We start from the raw sequence: 13,141 nt of genomic DNA, 5'->3' as shown, positions 1-13,141 counted from the left end.
CCCTTTCACTAATTGAGTAGTGAAAGGGTGGTGGAAGGGGGCCGGAAAGTCAAGCGTGCTTTCGTGAACCGCTCGAGCCGGGCGGTCCGATGAGGAGACGTGAGCGAAACGAGAAGCGACGGGGAGCTGCTGCGGGCCGTTGCCGCGGACGCCGACCGGCGTGCCTTCGAGGAGCTGTACCGGCGGTACGCGCCGTGGCTCCGCGCCCGGCTGCGGGGCCGGTGCGCCGACCTGGGCGTCGTCGACGACGTCGTGCAGGAGACGTTCCTCGCGGTGTGGCGGGGCAAGGCCCGCTACCGGGAGGGGGGCGATGTGGCCGGGTGGCTGTGGCGCATCGGGTCGCGGCGGCTGGTGGACGCGCTGCGGGGCGACGGGGCGCGCGGGCGGCTGCGGCAGGCGCTGGCGCGGCTGCGGCACCGGGACGAGGTGTCGGCGGAGGAGCGCGTGCTCGCGGGGGTGGAGCACGGGGACCTCGCCGGCGCGCTGGTCCGGCTGTCGCCGGAGCTGCGGGCGGTGTTGCAGGCGACCGTCATCGACGGCCTGACGACCCGGGAGGCCGCCGTGCTGCTGGGGATCCCCCCGGGGACGGTCAAGACGCGGGCGATGCGGGCCCGGAAGCAGTTGCGGGAGGCGTTGGCATGAGCTGGCACGTGCCTGAAGAGGATCTGCGCGCCTACGCGCGCGGCGAGCTGGCGTCACCGGCCCTGTGGTCCGCCGACGCCCACCTGGGCGCCTGTGCCGCGTGCCGGGGCGTGCTCGCCGAGGTGAGTGACCCGGTCGCGCTCGACGCGGGGTGGGAGCGGCTCGACGCCGAGCTCGACGCGCCCCGGGTGGGGGTGCTGGAGTCGCTGCTGGTGCGGGCCGGGGTGGCCGGGCACACCGCGCGGCTGCTGGCGGCGGCGCCGGTGCTGCGGCGGTCGTGGCTGGGGGCCGTCGTCGCCGTGCTGCTGCTGAGCGTCGGGGCCGGGCACGCCGTGCCGAACGGGGAGTTCCTCACGCTGTTCCTCGCTCTCGCGCCGCTGCTGCCGCTGGCGGGCGTGGCGCTGTCGTACGGGCCCGCGCTGGATCCGACGTACGAGATGGCCGTCGTCGCGCCGATGCACGGGTTCCGGCTGCTGATGATCCGGACGGTGGCCGTGCTGGGCGTGGTGCTGGGGCTGAACGGTCTCGCGACACTCGCGCTGCCCGGGTACGGGCTGCGTGCGCTGGCCTGGCTGCTGCCCTCGCTCGCGCTCACCGCGACCGGGCTCGCGCTGACGTCCCGGCTGGGGCCGGTGCTCGCGCCGTCGCTGGTCGGTGGGGCGTGGGTCGGGCTGCTGGTGCTGGCCGACGCCCTGCGGGCGGGGCCCGATGTGCCGCTCGCGCCGTTCACCGTCGCCGGACAGGGCGTGGCGGCGCTGGTCACCGCGCTCGCCGCCGGACTGCTCTTCCTCTTCCGTGACCGATTCGATCTCTTCCAGGGACGTGCCGTATGACTCCGACCGTGTCCGCCTCCGGGCTCAGCCTCCACTACGGCGGCACCCGGGCCCTCGACGACGTGTCGCTACGGCTGACCGGCGGCGTCACCGGGCTGCTCGGGCCCAACGGCGCCGGAAAGACCACGCTGCTGCGGGTCCTCGCCACGGCCCTGCCCGCCGACCGGGGCACCTTCACCGTGCTCGGGCACGACCCGGGCACCGCGCGGGGCAGGCAGGAGGTGCGGCGCCGGCTGGGCTATCTGCCGCAGACGCCGGGGTTCCACCCGGACTTCACCGCCTTCGAGTTCGTCGACTACGTGGCGATCCTCAAGGAGATGACCGACCGGGCAGCCCGGCACCGCGAGGTGCGGCGGGTGCTCGACGAGGTGGGGCTCGCCGACGTACGGGGCAAGCGGATCCGCAAGCTGTCCGGCGGCATGCGGCAGCGGGTCGCCCTGGGGGCCGCCCTTGTCGGTGACCCCGGCTTCCTGGTGCTGGACGAGCCCACCGTCGGGCTGGACCCCGAACAGCGCATGCGGTTCCGGGAGCTGATCGCGGGGGCCGGGGAGGGGCGCACGGTGCTGCTGTCCACCCACCAGACGGAGGACGTGGCGATGCTCTGTCACCGGGTGCTGGTCATGGCCGGCGGCCGGGTCCGGTTCGAGGGCACTCCGGCCGAGCTGACGGCGCGGGCCGCCGGGCGGGTGTGGAGCAGCACGGAGCGCGATCCGGACGCCAAGGCGGGGTGGCGTACGGGGACCGGGGCCTTCCGGAACGTGGGGGATCCGCCGGACGGGGCCGAACTCGTCGAGCCCACGCTGGAGGACGGTTACCTGCTCGCCCTCGACGGTGACGCCGTGGAGGTGACGGCATGACGACGGTGGTGGAGAGGCCGGTCGTGTCCGATGTGCGGCCCGGGGCCTCGGGAGCGGCCGTGGCGGCCCTGGCCCTGTTCGAGACGCGCCGGCTGCTGACGAGGCCGCCCGTGATCATCGCCTTCCTGGTGTACCTCGGCTGGACCGTGTGGCGCGGTGGGACGGACTGGGACGGCTACCCGGCCCTCCAGGACGTCGACCGCGCCACCCAGGGCGCGCCGATGCTGGTCGGCCTCGCGGTCCTGCTGTCCGTCAACCACGCCGCGCTGCGCTCGCGACGGCACGGGACGGAGCATCACTTCTCGGTGCTCGTCCTCCCGCCGTGGCGGCGTACGGTCGCCCATGCGCTGTCGGTCGTGGCCGCCGCCCTGGTCACCGCCGTGTGTGTGGCCGCGCAGTTCGGCCGGGAGGCGCTCAGGCCCGGGGCGATCGGGCACGGTTCGGTGGCCGAACTGCTCGTGGGGCCGCTGACCGTGCTGCTGTCCGGGCTGGCCGGGCTGCTCATGGCCGTGCTGGTGAGGGCGGTGATCGCCGCCCCGCTGACGGTGGTGTTCTTCCTGCTCCTGTCCCTCTTCGGTACGGGCAGCGACGGCGCGGTCCGGTGGTTCATGCCGGTGGTCGTCGAGCCGACCGCAAGCACGCTGCCGTCCGACCTGATCGGCCGGCCCGCCGCCTGGCACGCGCTGTACCTGGCCGGGCTGGCGCTGTGCGCGGGCCTGGTGGCGGTGCTGGCCGCCGGTGGCCGCAAGCCGGTGGTGCTGGCCGGGGTCGCCGGGGCGGTGGCCATGACGCTGGTGGGCGGGGTCGCCCAGACGGGCGGCGACTCGCCCGAGCTGGTCCGGGCCCGGGAGCGGGCCACGGTGAACCCGGGCCAGGTGCAGACCTGTGTCCCGCGGGACGGATCGACGTACTGCGTGTTTCCCGAGTGGGGACCGCGGGTCGCGGACTGGGCCGGGGTCGTGGACCGGGTGCGGTCCCTGGCCGGTGGCAGCGCCCATGAGCAGAAGGTCGTCGTACGGCAGCGGATCGAGGCCCGTTACGGGCTCTCCGGCGATGGTGCGCTGACGCCCCTGGAGCGTCCGCACGAGGTGACCGTGGGCACCCGGTGGGGCGGAAACCGCGTCCCCGAGTTCTCGGCGGCCGTGGCCGGCGTGCTCGTCGCGGGGAACGAGAAGGCGTCCACCTCGATCTGCGACGGCCGCATGGTCACCGTCATGTGGCTGGCCCTGGGCTGGGAGTCCGACCCGGTGGCGGCCCTGCGCCGAGTCCGCCTCGAAGACAGCGTGACCGGCTCGTCCTTGGTGCTCCAGCCGACGGACGGGATGTACATGACGGACGCCCAGACGGAGGTCCTGCGCGAACTGCTGGACCGGCCCCGCCGCGAGGTCACCGCCCGCGTGAAGTCCCACTGGGCCGAACTGACCGAGCCGAAGGTGACGGCGGCCCGGGCGGCGGCGCTGCTGGGCGTGAAGGCACCCGAGGGGGACGACAAGTGCCTCGACTGAGCGGGGAGTTGGTCCTCATGGCCGGCCGGACCCTGCCATGGGGCGTGGTCGGCACGGCCGGCGGGGCGGGACTGCTGCTCGCCGCGCTCACCCGGATCACCGGGGAGACGGGCGAACGGCTCTCCCTGCACCTGCTGCGGGCCGCGGTCCTGGCCTTCGCGATGGGCCTGGTCTTCCTCCTGGACGACCCCGCCCGGCACACCACCGCCACCGTGCCGACCCCGCGCCCGGTCCGCGTCGCGCTGCGGGTGGTCCTCGTCGTCCCCGCCACGGCGGCCTGGTGGACCGCGGCCCTGCTGCTCGTACCGCCGGAGCTACGGCCGCCGGTCGCCGACGTCACGCTGGAGGCCGGGGCGGCGTTCGCCCTGGCGGTGGCCGGTGCGGCGGTCGCTGTGCGCTTCACCGAGGTCACGCGGCCCGGACCGCGGGTCGCGGCCGGCCTGCTGACCTCGGCGGTGCTGGCCATGGTGTGCTGGCCCGGGCGGTGGGCGCTGTTCGTGCCGGTGGAGGACGAGCGGTGGGCGGCGGCGCACGACCGGTGGGCGGTGCTGCTGGCCGGGGCCGTGCTGGTGGGGGCGCTGGGGGCGGTGGAGCCGTTGCGGCGGTGGGCATGGCCGGTCGTGCGGGGGCGGTGACATGCTCCGGGGGTGACCGGGCCGCTGCCTGCAGAGGGGAGCCGCACCCGGAGGCGCTGAGGTGGTCAAGGCCGGACGGACGTCTCAGCCGGAGGCCGGCGAGCCTCGGCGGCCTGCTCCGGTGGCTGTCGCGGTGCGCGGCCTCGGGGCCAGAGCTGCGCGCAGTGCCGGGGTGAGGATGTGGCGGGTCTCGGACGGAGTGAGGGCGGCGGGGGTGGGGAGGGGATTGAGGTAGCGGGTGTAGATGAGGCCGCCGAGGATCGTCACCACAGCCGTGGCGCGGGCGGTCGCGTCCCGGCCGCCGAGAAATTCAACAAGCCGGGTCAGCAGCTCGCGTTCCAGGTATTCGCGGATCACCTCGGCGGCCTCGCCGCCCTGAGCGGTGAGCTGGAGGAAGTCGGCGTCCTCCCACAGGTCCGTCACCGCGTCGATCAGGCGGCCGGGGAGGGCGGCCGGGTCGCCGTCCAAGACGTCGTCCACCGTCAGCGCATTGGCGCACTGGAACTGCATCACGTCCGCGAACAGGCCCTTCTTCGAGCCGAAGTGGTACGCGATCAGCGCCGGGTCGACCTCGGCGGCCTCGGCCACCGCGCGCACGGTGGTGCGCCGGTAGCCGCGTTCCAGGAACAGCGCATGGGCCGCCGAGACGATCGACTCGCGGGTCGGCGGGTTGCCCCGGGGGCGGCCTCGGGTGCGGGCGGGGGCAGGGGCGCCGTTATTCATCAGCGTTGAGCCTGCGTTTCGTGATCGGCACAGTCAAGGGCATTCCGGGAACCACACGAAGGGATGACCCGACACCATGCGTATCGCAGTCTTCGGCGCCAACGGACCGACCGGCCGCCACCTCACCGACCAGGCCATCGCCGCCGGCCACGAGGTCGTCGCCGTGACCCGTCGCCCCGGCTCCCTCACCTCCGAGCGGCCCGGCCTCACCGTGGCCGTCGCCGACGCCACCGATCCGGCGGCCGTCGACGCCGCGATCACCGGGACGGACGCCGTCCTGTCCGCGCTGGGCGCGCGCTTCAGCAAGGAGACCATCACCACGTACTCGGCGAGCGCCACGGCCATCACCCGGGCCATGACCCGCCAGGGCATCAAGCGGTTCCTCGCCGTCAGTTCCAGCATCGCCGACCCGAACTGGCGTCCCACCGGCGCGCACTTCTTCAACCATGTCCTCGATCCGCTGGTGAACCGACGCCTCGGCCGCACCCTCCACGAGGACATGCGCCGCATGGAGGCCGTGATCCGTCGGGCCGACCTCGACTGGACCCTCGTCCGCCCCTCGGGCCTCTTCGAGCACCCCGTCGTCACGGACTACCACGCCGCCGAGACCAGCGCTGACGGCGTCTTCACCGCCCGAGCCGACCTCGCCGCGAGCATGCTGCGCGAGCTTGAGGAACGGCGGTACGTGCGTACGGCCATGGGCGTCATCACCACGGCTGTGAAGCCGAACATCGCCAAGCTGATCTGGCACGAGGGCGTGAAGAAGAAGTGAGCCGGGCGACCGTCGAACTCCCGGCCGCCACACGGGCGTTCCTCACCAGCCCCCACACGGCCGCCTGCACCACCCTCCGTCCCGACGGCAGCCCGCACGTCACCCCGGTCCGCTTCACCTTTGACGCGGACACCGGCCTGGTCCGGGTGACCACCCGGGCCGGAGCCCGCAAGGCCCGGAACGTGGCGGCGGGCGGCCCGGCGGCCCGTATCGCGCTCTGTCAGGCGGACGGCTTCCGCTGGGTCACCCTCGAAGGCCGGGCCACTGTCACCGACGATCCCGCGCGCCTGGCCGAGGCGGTCCGTCGCTACACCGATCGCTACGGCACGGCCCCGCCCGCCCCGTTGGATCTGGTCGTCATCGAGATCGCCGTCAACCGCTTCCTGAGCCTCAGTCTCAATCGCTGGAATCTGGGCGACGTCGAGCATTGAGTATTCCGTTTGGTTGTACAGATGGACGAAGAGCCCGATGTCTCCGCGTGAAAATGGCTAGATGCTCGTTGGATTAAGCACCCGGCCCGTTCTGAACAACAACTGCAGGTTGTTGCCCCTACCATGTCGCCGTGGACCTCAAAGCCGTACGGGCCTTCGTCGCGATCGCCGATGCCGGGCAGTTCCAGAAGGCCGCCGTGGACCTGTCGCTCACCCAGCAGGCGGTCTCCAAGCGGATCGCCGCGCTGGAGAAGGACCTGGGGGTGCGGCTGCTGGTGCGTACGCCGCGCGGCGCGGAGCTCACCATCGACGGGCAGGTGCTCCTGCCGCACGCCCGGGCCCTGCTCCAGGCGGAGGAGCGGGCGGTGGCAGCGGTGCGCCCCGGGGAGCGCGCGCTGCGGGTGGACGTCCTGGGCCGCCGGGCCGCCACTGCGGGGCTGGTACGGGACTTCCACCGGGCGCATCCCGAGATCCCCCTGGACGTCGTCACGCTCTTCGACGCGGATACGGCGGTGGCCGCCGTGCGGGACGGGTCCGTCGACGCGACGTTCCGTGCCGTCACCATGCCCGGGCGCCGGCTCCCCGACGGCATCGAGGCCGTACCCGTCCTGGACGAGCCACTGCGCCTGTGCGTCGGCCCCGACCACGAGTTCGCCCGCGCCGCCTCGGTGACACCCGCGCAACTGGCCGGGCAGAGGATCTGGATGCCGGGCAACGCACCCGGCACGGAATGGTCGGCCTACTACGACGAACTCGCCGGGACCTTCGGCCCGTCCATCGACACGATCGGCCCCAACTTCGGCATCGAGGCCCTCCTCGACACCATCGCGGGCTCCCCGACCCTGGCGACCTTCCTCAGCGAACGAACCCCGCTCGTCTGGCCGGCCGACCACGACCTGCGCCTGGTCCCCGTGTGCGACCCGACCCCGGTCTACCCGCACTCCCTCCTCTGGCGCACGGACAATCCGCATCCCGGCCTGGCAGCACTCCGCGCCCACCTGCTGGCGACGCGCCCGCGGCTGACCGAGGGGGAGGTCTGGAAACCGGCGTGGGCGGAGTGACCTGAGCAGCTCGGCCCTGAAATTCTAAGAAGCCATCTTATTCGGGTCAGTAGGTTGGCGGTCGGGCCAGCAGCCGCTCTCAACTCACGAAGCCTACGGCCGAACGCTCACGCGTCGGTGGCCCCGTTTGTGGCGCGGCTGAGTTCTCCTCCGTCCGACATTGATCCGACCCTCCGTCCGGCATCGACGCGACCGTTCTGAACGCGGCCGCCATGTCCGACCTCGAATGCGAGCTGCGGCCCAGCGTCACCGGATTCCACCGAGTACTGGCGTGCCTGGCAAGCCACGTTGGACAAACTGCGGACCTTTTGCCAGCGCGGTACGCGGGGTGTCCGGCGCAGACCTGCTTGGTCTCCTGTGACCCACGTTCTCGCAGGAATCGCAAAGTGTGTAAATCGGAGTAAAGTGGGCAATGCCCGGGTGATCTGCCTATCACACGCAGTATGTGCGCATGAAGCGCATTCGAACGACTCTCTAAGGCAGAAGCGATGAACCCGTCCGTCGACCCACACGGCGGCGCACCTCGCGGCCGCCCACCCGTTCCTCCGCCACCCACGCGGCCCGCCCGGCCCGCGCCCGATACGGCGCGTACGCCGGTTTCTCCGTCTCCCCTCCCGCAGCCGCCGTCCGCTGAGGGAGCACCCCCGCACTTCTCCTATGACGTAACCCGGTACCTGTGCGCCGCGATGCACACCGATATGGGGCTCGCTCGCAAGGCGGTGGCCCGGATCGTGCACGAGCCGCGGCGTGCCGCCGCCGCCTCACCCGGCGTGGACCTCGGCTGCGTGTTGCGACACGCCCTGGCCGCCCACGCCCGTCAGCAGCGGCGGGACGTCATACTCCTCCTCCTGCTGCTCGTCATGGTGATCACTCTGCCGTTCACCTTCGGAGCATCTCTTCTCCTGGGTTTGCTCGTGGGCTGGGTGGTCGTGGCCACCGAGCTGCTGTCAGTGCACTACGGCGTCGTCTCCCGGAAGTTGAAGCGGGAGAACTTCGACCCGAAGTACGCCCCCCGCCCACCAGGGGCCCAGGATGCTGCTCGCCTTGAGGCCATCGAACTCCGTGACCGCGGCAACGTCATGGTCTCCTCGCGCTTCGAGCCCTTCGTCGGGCATGGAGAGACCTACAGAACTTGGTCGTTCGCCCTGAACACCGGACGTCCCGAGACAGGCAAGCAGGTCATCCCGTTCACCATCCACGAGCTCAACGCCTATATCTCCGCCCGGGTCGGTGCTCTCAAGCTGCCCGGCATGGACATATCCGATGTGCTCCTGGTCAACGGGTCCGACCTGCTGATCGGAATCGACGACCGCACCCGCGGCGAGGTCCTGCGCAACCTGGCCGGACCGCCTGGTGCGCAGGTTTCGGATGCCCTCCTGCGCGAGCTCCGTGAGGACGGCAAGAGCCGCGCCCGACCCTATCTGGCGATCCGGGTCACCGGTTGGAGCGGCGAACTGGTCAGCACCCTGTTCCTGAGATGCGCGCTGCTGTCCGGCCGCGACACCGCGTTCATCGAGGGCAGCACCTGTCTGCTCACGCCTGTGCGGGAGAAGTACCGGACTGTGGACAGGCTGTTGGATTCCCCCACATTCCGGCAGTGGTGCCAGCTGGTTGCCGAGGCCGGCGTACGCACCCCGATCCTGCTGATCCGTGCGCCCTTCGCAATCCTCGGGGACCTCTTTGCGCCGCTCGCCAGGCGCCGCGCACAACGCCGACAGGAGCGTTGGATTCGCCTGCGGTCCTTCGACTACGGCGCGGAGTTCAGTCTCCGGGAGGAGGCAAGCGACCGGCTCTTCTACCGGTACTTCCAGGCGCTGGACCGGGAGTTGTACGCCAAGACGATCGAGCACCGTGTTCTGGACGCCCTCGTGCAGTTCCTGGAGGACCACAACATCGACTCCAGGGACCTGATACAGCGGCAGACTTCCATCTACAACTCCGGTCTGTTTGCGGGGCGCGACATCTCTATCAAGGGTTCCACCGTGCGTGCCGGAGGCGCCGGCCGTCAGTGGAACAACCCGCAGCCGCCGAAACAGAGGTGACGTGGTGTCGGATCACGGGGCGCACAGGGAGGCGGGACACGTCAGCGGCATCCAGGCCGGCCGGGATGTGCGGATCGAGCAGAGCATGGTCGCTTTGGGGCATGCCACGGTGTCCGGCACTCAGACGTCGGCCCAGCACGCCGAGGCCGTCACGGAACTGCGCACTGCGGTCGGCCTGTTGCTGGACGAACTCCGCCGCAACGAGGAGCAGTACGAGGACGGAGCGGAACTGGTCGTGGCCGCCGAACAGGTGCAGGCGGAACTAACCCGTGACGAGCCGCGCCGTAACATCCTCCTACGCTGGCTGGGCTTCATAGCCCCTGGTGTCCACGCGACCGCTGCGGTTGCGGCAGACGTGACCACGATTCAGGAAAGCGTGAATGCCCTGTTCTAGGGAATCGCTAGACAGCCCCTGCAGAGCGTGCGCCGTCGGTACTCAGGCATGCTGCATATCAGTGTGCCGGCAGAAGTCCCGTTGACACACAACGTCATCGTCGTCAGATGAAAGGAAACTGCCGCACGTGCAGATATAGCAATACAGAGGACCGCCAGGATCGTAGTTCGCGTCACGCAGGCGTGCTTCCGCCGTCCTCGCGTACCGAGCGGCTGTGCTTCTCCAACTCGGCGAAGTATTCGTTCTGATTGAACGCTTCGCGCTGAGCTTCAGTGAGGTGCGGCGGGTCCTCGTCGCTGGGCGTGTGCACCACGGCCCCAGGCGTGTGTGGGGGAGTGAACTGAGCGTTGTGTTCGGCCGCGTCCTCTTGGCTGTCGTACAGCATGAGGACGGCGAGGTCTTCCTCGGGGCAGTACACATCCCACATGGTTCGGGAGCGGGACCCCGTTGACGCTTGCTGCTCGCCAGGTTTCGTCATAACGGAAACACCTCCATGCAGAGCTATTCCGGGCTGCAGGGGCGAACGGAAAAAGCGGCAACTGCGCCCGGACCAGGTGACAAAGGCCCGCCCCTGGAGAGGTCCTCCATGAGATGACGTCTTAGAGGTCGAGCAGGTCAGGTGGCACCTTGAGCGCTGGCCTCGCAGCGAGGCCAGCCACAAGGACGGATACGGTTAGCCGAGTTGAAGGGGCGGAGAACGTGAGCTTGAGCGAGGAACGGGAGCGCTGGGAGTTGCTGCCCGGAGCCGGACTGGGGCCCCTGCGGTTGGGGATGAACCCGACCGAGGTGGCCGACGCGATACAAATCTCTGAGCCACAGAAGCGGGTGGGCGGCCCTTACGGGCAGGAAGACTTCGCCGACGGCGTGAAGGTGTTCTACGACGCGGGCAAGGTGGCGTGCATTGCCCTGGATGCGGTCACGGGTCCGCAGGTCTTTCTTGCTGGCTTTGCGCTGGCCGGCCGCGATCCCGAGCAGGCGCACCAGTTCCTCCTCGATTACGCCGACGAGCACGGGAGCTGCCTGCTGTACACCCCCGATTGCTCCCTCTCCCTGACCGATCTAGGGCTGCTTCTACGCTCACAGGAGGTCGAGGACGTACGCCTGTCATGCCCGCTCCTCGTGATGGAGGAGTGGCTGGAATCGGAGTACTACCGCGACCGCCTACCGCTGGAAGGCGAGGCAGGCCACGACGCCGAGCTCGGCGACCTCATCTGGAGGCGGCGCCTCAGACGCCCTTGATCGTGTTACGAGCTCTTGGCGACGTACGTCAGGAATGACGCCCAGGGGCTCGCGCTGAACACGAGTATCGGGCCGTGCGGCTGCTTGCTGTCGCGGACGGGGACGATGTCGGGGTGGTTGTCGGAGACTTCGAGGCAGTTCGAGGCGCCCCCGTCGCTGTAGGACGACTTGCGCCACAACGACGCGTTGGCGTCCCTGACCGAGCGGGCCTTCCCGGCAGCGATCCTGTCGTTCGCTACCCAAGTCATACGCGCATGGAGCTTTCGTCCTTGACGCCGGCCAAGAACGACGTCCAAGGGTTCGCGCTGAACACGAGTATCGGGCCGTCCGACTGCTTGCTGTCGCGGACGGGGACCATCCCGGGGTGACCGTCGGCGACCTCCAGGCAGTTGTTGTCGCCCCCGTCGCTGTAGCTGGACTTACGCCAGGTGAGCTTCATGATCGGTGCTCCTCCAGTACGTCCCTGATGAACGTCAGCGAGTCCGACGGGGACAGCGCCAGATCCCGCAGCAGATCGTAGGACAAACGGTGGTGCAGAACGTCCTCTGGATCGTCCATCAACAGACCGCTGCTGTCACCTTCCGTATAGGCCACGGCGCTGCCGTCCTCCTGCCACAGCAGGGTGAGTGACCCCTTTGCCATGAAGGGGTGAATGCCGGCGGAGAACGGCAGCACCTGAATGGCGATGTTGGGCCACTGGGCCGCGTCCTCGATGTGCTGCAACTGGCCACGCCACACCTCCGGGCTTGCGGCGGGACGGCGGAATGCCAACTCGTCGATGATGAAGCGGACGTTTGGCGTGGGAGGCCTGCGCAGCAGGAGTTGTCGTCCCAGGCGGGCGGCCACCTGTTCCTCGACCGCCTCTGTGTCCTGAAGGTCCGTTGCCTGGGAGTCAGACAACACCTCACGGGCGAACTCCTCGGTCTGCAGCAGACCAGGCACGTTCGGCGTGTACTTGTGCATGACCCGGGCCGTGGCCTCAAGCCCCATGAACCTCTTGTACTTGTTCTTGAAGGCGTCGAGCCGGGCCAACGCCCAGAGGCCCACCAATAGGTCACCGGACCCGTAATAGCTGTCCAGGTCCCCCATGACCGCAATCTTGGACAGCCGCTCTCCCGATTCCAGGCGGCTCAGATAGCTCTTGTCGTACCCGGTCTCGTCAGCCAACTGGCCCAGCGACTTGCCCTCCTTCTCCCGCAGGAACCGAAGGGTTCGTCCCAACACCGCCCGCCCCGATTCCTGCTCCCCGTCAACCACTTCGCCCACGTCACCCCTCACCGTTGCCTGGAGCGCCAGACAACACCTGGCCCCTTCCGCAGCGTACGCGCGACCAGTGACGATGAAGGCACGAACGGTAATCACCGCTCGTCACACCCCTGTCGCCTGCCCTGAGAAGGGACACTTCCGTGCGCCTGCGTATCGCCGAACTCTGCGAGTCGGTCCTGCTCCTCCTCGTGCGGATCCTGCTGCCCGCCCGAGGGCGTCACCGGGCGACGCCGGCCCGATGGTCGTCGGCCATCCCTCACTCCCCACCGACCCCAACCGCCCGCCCCTTCGACGTCGAGGAGCCCTTGGTCATGGACACCCCCCTCGTACGGCCGTACCTCAACACCGTGGAGGTCTTCGCATGAGGCTGCTCCCCTGGACCGGCGCCGACGGCAAGCCCTGTTACCTCTCCACCGGCGACCCCGACAGCCTCCTCTCACGGCTCGCCGACGACGTCGAGGCCGCTCAACTCGCCTCCGCCGAGCAGGTCCTCGCGGGCGCCAAGGCCGTACTCGGGGACCCCAAGGCCGGTGAACGCGCCGTGCGTTTCGCGCTGACAAGGGCGGTGGAGTCCCTGGGGGACGTGTTACGTGTCGCGGTCAGTCGTAGCCGCGAGGGCGACGTCCGACAAAGCAGGACATGAAGGCCGACCAGCTGTCGATGTCCTGTCGTACTCACCAGTACTGCAAACTCCTGTGCCTGTTCTGGCATCTTCACCGCCGTAACAGAACCCCACAGGAG

18 protein-coding genes are annotated in these 13,141 nt (G+C 70.0%); 13 read left to right on the top strand and 5 right to left on the bottom strand.

Features of this window, described 5'->3' with window-relative positions:
- Window positions 1-99: 99 nt before the first annotated feature.
- Genes ABFX81_RS26125 through ABFX81_RS26105 form a run of 5 tightly spaced genes read left to right on the top strand, consistent with a single transcriptional unit; the run spans window position 100 to window position 4,472 of the window.
- The gene (locus ABFX81_RS26125) at window positions 100-642 is read left to right on the top strand and encodes an RNA polymerase sigma factor (RefSeq protein WP_346138742.1); all 543 of its coding nucleotides are present in this window, start codon (window positions 100-102) and stop codon (window positions 640-642) included.
- Window positions 639-1,475, top strand: coding sequence for a zf-HC2 domain-containing protein (locus ABFX81_RS26120; RefSeq protein WP_346138741.1), 837 nt, complete (start codon window positions 639-641; stop codon window positions 1,473-1,475). Before ABFX81_RS26125 ends, ABFX81_RS26120 begins: the two co-directional genes overlap by 4 nt.
- Window positions 1,472-2,332, top strand: coding sequence for an ABC transporter ATP-binding protein (locus tag ABFX81_RS26115; RefSeq protein WP_346138740.1), 861 nt, complete (start codon window positions 1,472-1,474; stop codon window positions 2,330-2,332). Before ABFX81_RS26120 ends, ABFX81_RS26115 begins: the two co-directional genes overlap by 4 nt.
- The gene (locus tag ABFX81_RS26110) at window positions 2,329-3,837 is read left to right on the top strand and encodes an ABC transporter permease (RefSeq protein WP_346138739.1); all 1,509 of its coding nucleotides are present in this window, start codon (window positions 2,329-2,331) and stop codon (window positions 3,835-3,837) included. Before ABFX81_RS26115 ends, ABFX81_RS26110 begins: the two co-directional genes overlap by 4 nt.
- A gap of 17 nt (window positions 3,838-3,854) precedes the next feature.
- Window positions 3,855-4,472, top strand: a complete 618-nt coding sequence (locus tag ABFX81_RS26105) for an ABC transporter (protein ID WP_346138738.1) — start codon at window positions 3,855-3,857, stop codon at window positions 4,470-4,472.
- Window positions 4,473-4,556: 84 nt separating this feature from the next.
- Here the strand turns inward: ABFX81_RS26105 and ABFX81_RS26100 are convergent, their stop codons facing one another.
- Window positions 4,557-5,195, bottom strand: a complete 639-nt coding sequence (locus tag ABFX81_RS26100; RefSeq protein WP_346138737.1) for a TetR/AcrR family transcriptional regulator — start codon at window positions 5,193-5,195, stop codon at window positions 4,557-4,559.
- A 76-nt stretch (window positions 5,196-5,271) separates the two neighbouring features.
- Here ABFX81_RS26100 and ABFX81_RS26095 point away from each other — a divergent pair, with 76 nt between their 5' ends.
- The 5 genes from ABFX81_RS26095 (at window position 5,272) to ABFX81_RS26075 (ending at window position 9,895) form a co-directional block, all read left to right on the top strand.
- Window positions 5,272-5,967 (top strand): NAD(P)-dependent oxidoreductase, encoded by a 696-nt coding sequence (locus ABFX81_RS26095; RefSeq protein ID WP_346138736.1) that lies wholly within the window; start codon window positions 5,272-5,274, stop codon window positions 5,965-5,967.
- Window positions 5,964-6,398 (top strand): TIGR03618 family F420-dependent PPOX class oxidoreductase, encoded by a 435-nt coding sequence (locus ABFX81_RS26090; protein ID WP_086854372.1) that lies wholly within the window; start codon window positions 5,964-5,966, stop codon window positions 6,396-6,398. The genes ABFX81_RS26095 and ABFX81_RS26090 overlap by 4 nt, the downstream gene beginning before the upstream one ends.
- Window positions 6,399-6,529: 131 nt before the next feature.
- Complete coding sequence (locus ABFX81_RS26085) at window positions 6,530-7,459, top strand: LysR family transcriptional regulator (RefSeq protein WP_086854371.1); 930 nt, start codon at window positions 6,530-6,532, stop codon at window positions 7,457-7,459.
- A 686-nt stretch (window positions 7,460-8,145) separates the two neighbouring features.
- On the top strand, window positions 8,146-9,501 hold the full coding sequence (locus ABFX81_RS26080; RefSeq protein ID WP_346138735.1) for a hypothetical protein: 1,356 nt from the start codon (window positions 8,146-8,148) through the stop codon (window positions 9,499-9,501).
- A gap of 4 nt (window positions 9,502-9,505) precedes the next feature.
- On the top strand, window positions 9,506-9,895 hold the full coding sequence (locus ABFX81_RS26075; protein WP_346138734.1) for a hypothetical protein: 390 nt from the start codon (window positions 9,506-9,508) through the stop codon (window positions 9,893-9,895).
- A 172-nt stretch (window positions 9,896-10,067) separates the two neighbouring features.
- Here ABFX81_RS26075 and ABFX81_RS26070 read toward each other — a convergent pair whose 3' ends face one another.
- Complete coding sequence (locus ABFX81_RS26070) at window positions 10,068-10,313, bottom strand: hypothetical protein (RefSeq protein ID WP_346138733.1); 246 nt, start codon at window positions 10,311-10,313, stop codon at window positions 10,068-10,070.
- 281 nt (window positions 10,314-10,594) lie between these two features.
- Here ABFX81_RS26070 and ABFX81_RS26065 point away from each other — a divergent pair, with 281 nt between their 5' ends.
- Complete coding sequence (locus tag ABFX81_RS26065; RefSeq protein WP_346138731.1) at window positions 10,595-11,134, top strand: hypothetical protein; 540 nt, start codon at window positions 10,595-10,597, stop codon at window positions 11,132-11,134.
- 5 nt (window positions 11,135-11,139) lie between these two features.
- Here ABFX81_RS26065 and ABFX81_RS26060 read toward each other — a convergent pair whose 3' ends face one another.
- From ABFX81_RS26060 to ABFX81_RS26050, 3 genes are read right to left on the bottom strand one after another with little or no spacing between them, the layout of a single operon-like run.
- Window positions 11,140-11,382 (bottom strand): DUF397 domain-containing protein, encoded by a 243-nt coding sequence (locus ABFX81_RS26060; RefSeq protein WP_086854368.1) that lies wholly within the window; start codon window positions 11,380-11,382, stop codon window positions 11,140-11,142.
- Window positions 11,379-11,573 carry a DUF397 domain-containing protein gene (locus tag ABFX81_RS26055; RefSeq protein ID WP_086854367.1) on the bottom strand — a complete coding sequence of 65 codons (195 nt, stop codon included), beginning with the start codon at window positions 11,571-11,573 and terminating at the stop codon, window positions 11,379-11,381. Before ABFX81_RS26055 ends, ABFX81_RS26060 begins: the two co-directional genes overlap by 4 nt.
- A complete protein-coding gene (locus tag ABFX81_RS26050; protein ID WP_086854373.1) occupies window positions 11,570-12,400 on the bottom strand; it encodes a Scr1 family TA system antitoxin-like transcriptional regulator in 831 nt (276 codons plus the stop codon). Before ABFX81_RS26050 ends, ABFX81_RS26055 begins: the two co-directional genes overlap by 4 nt.
- A 140-nt stretch (window positions 12,401-12,540) precedes the next feature.
- Here ABFX81_RS26050 and ABFX81_RS26045 point away from each other — a divergent pair, with 140 nt between their 5' ends.
- Together ABFX81_RS26045 and ABFX81_RS26040 are read left to right on the top strand one after the other, a co-directional pair.
- Window positions 12,541-12,765 carry a hypothetical protein gene (locus tag ABFX81_RS26045; RefSeq protein ID WP_086854366.1) on the top strand — a complete coding sequence of 75 codons (225 nt, stop codon included), beginning with the start codon at window positions 12,541-12,543 and terminating at the stop codon, window positions 12,763-12,765.
- Window positions 12,762-13,043 (top strand): hypothetical protein, encoded by a 282-nt coding sequence (locus ABFX81_RS26040; protein ID WP_086854365.1) that lies wholly within the window; start codon window positions 12,762-12,764, stop codon window positions 13,041-13,043. The genes ABFX81_RS26045 and ABFX81_RS26040 overlap by 4 nt, the downstream gene beginning before the upstream one ends.
- Window positions 13,044-13,141: the final 98 nt, after the last annotated feature.

Origin of the sequence: Streptomyces coeruleofuscus (genome assembly GCF_039532725.1) — a bacterium.
Classification (GTDB): Bacteria; Actinomycetota; Actinomycetes; order Streptomycetales; family Streptomycetaceae; genus Streptomyces; species Streptomyces coeruleofuscus.
Note: the sequence above shows the minus strand (reverse complement) of the source record. Positions and strands in the feature narration are given on the sequence as shown.

Bases quoted from the DNA above. Each gene is read 5' to 3' on its own strand.
- ABFX81_RS26060 (WP_086854368.1), bottom strand. From the start codon at position 11,382: ATGACTTGGGTAGCGAACGACAGGATCGCTGCCGGGAAGGCCCGCTCG.
- ABFX81_RS26120 (WP_346138741.1), top strand. From the start codon at position 639: ATGAGCTGGCACGTGCCTGAAGAGGATCTGCGCGCCTACGCGCGCGGC.
- ABFX81_RS26105 (WP_346138738.1), top strand. From the start codon at position 3,855: ATGGCCGGCCGGACCCTGCCATGGGGCGTGGTCGGCACGGCCGGCGGG.
- ABFX81_RS26080 (WP_346138735.1), top strand. From the start codon at position 8,146: ATGCACACCGATATGGGGCTCGCTCGCAAGGCGGTGGCCCGGATCGTG.
- ABFX81_RS26115 (WP_346138740.1), top strand. From the start codon at position 1,472: ATGACTCCGACCGTGTCCGCCTCCGGGCTCAGCCTCCACTACGGCGGC.
- ABFX81_RS26055 (WP_086854367.1), bottom strand. From the start codon at position 11,573: ATGAAGCTCACCTGGCGTAAGTCCAGCTACAGCGACGGGGGCGACAAC.
- ABFX81_RS26040 (WP_086854365.1), top strand. From the start codon at position 12,762: ATGAGGCTGCTCCCCTGGACCGGCGCCGACGGCAAGCCCTGTTACCTC.
- ABFX81_RS26110 (WP_346138739.1), top strand. From the start codon at position 2,329: ATGACGACGGTGGTGGAGAGGCCGGTCGTGTCCGATGTGCGGCCCGGG.
- ABFX81_RS26095 (WP_346138736.1), top strand. From the start codon at position 5,272: ATGCGTATCGCAGTCTTCGGCGCCAACGGACCGACCGGCCGCCACCTC.
- ABFX81_RS26100 (WP_346138737.1), bottom strand. From the start codon at position 5,195: ATGAATAACGGCGCCCCTGCCCCCGCCCGCACCCGAGGCCGCCCCCGG.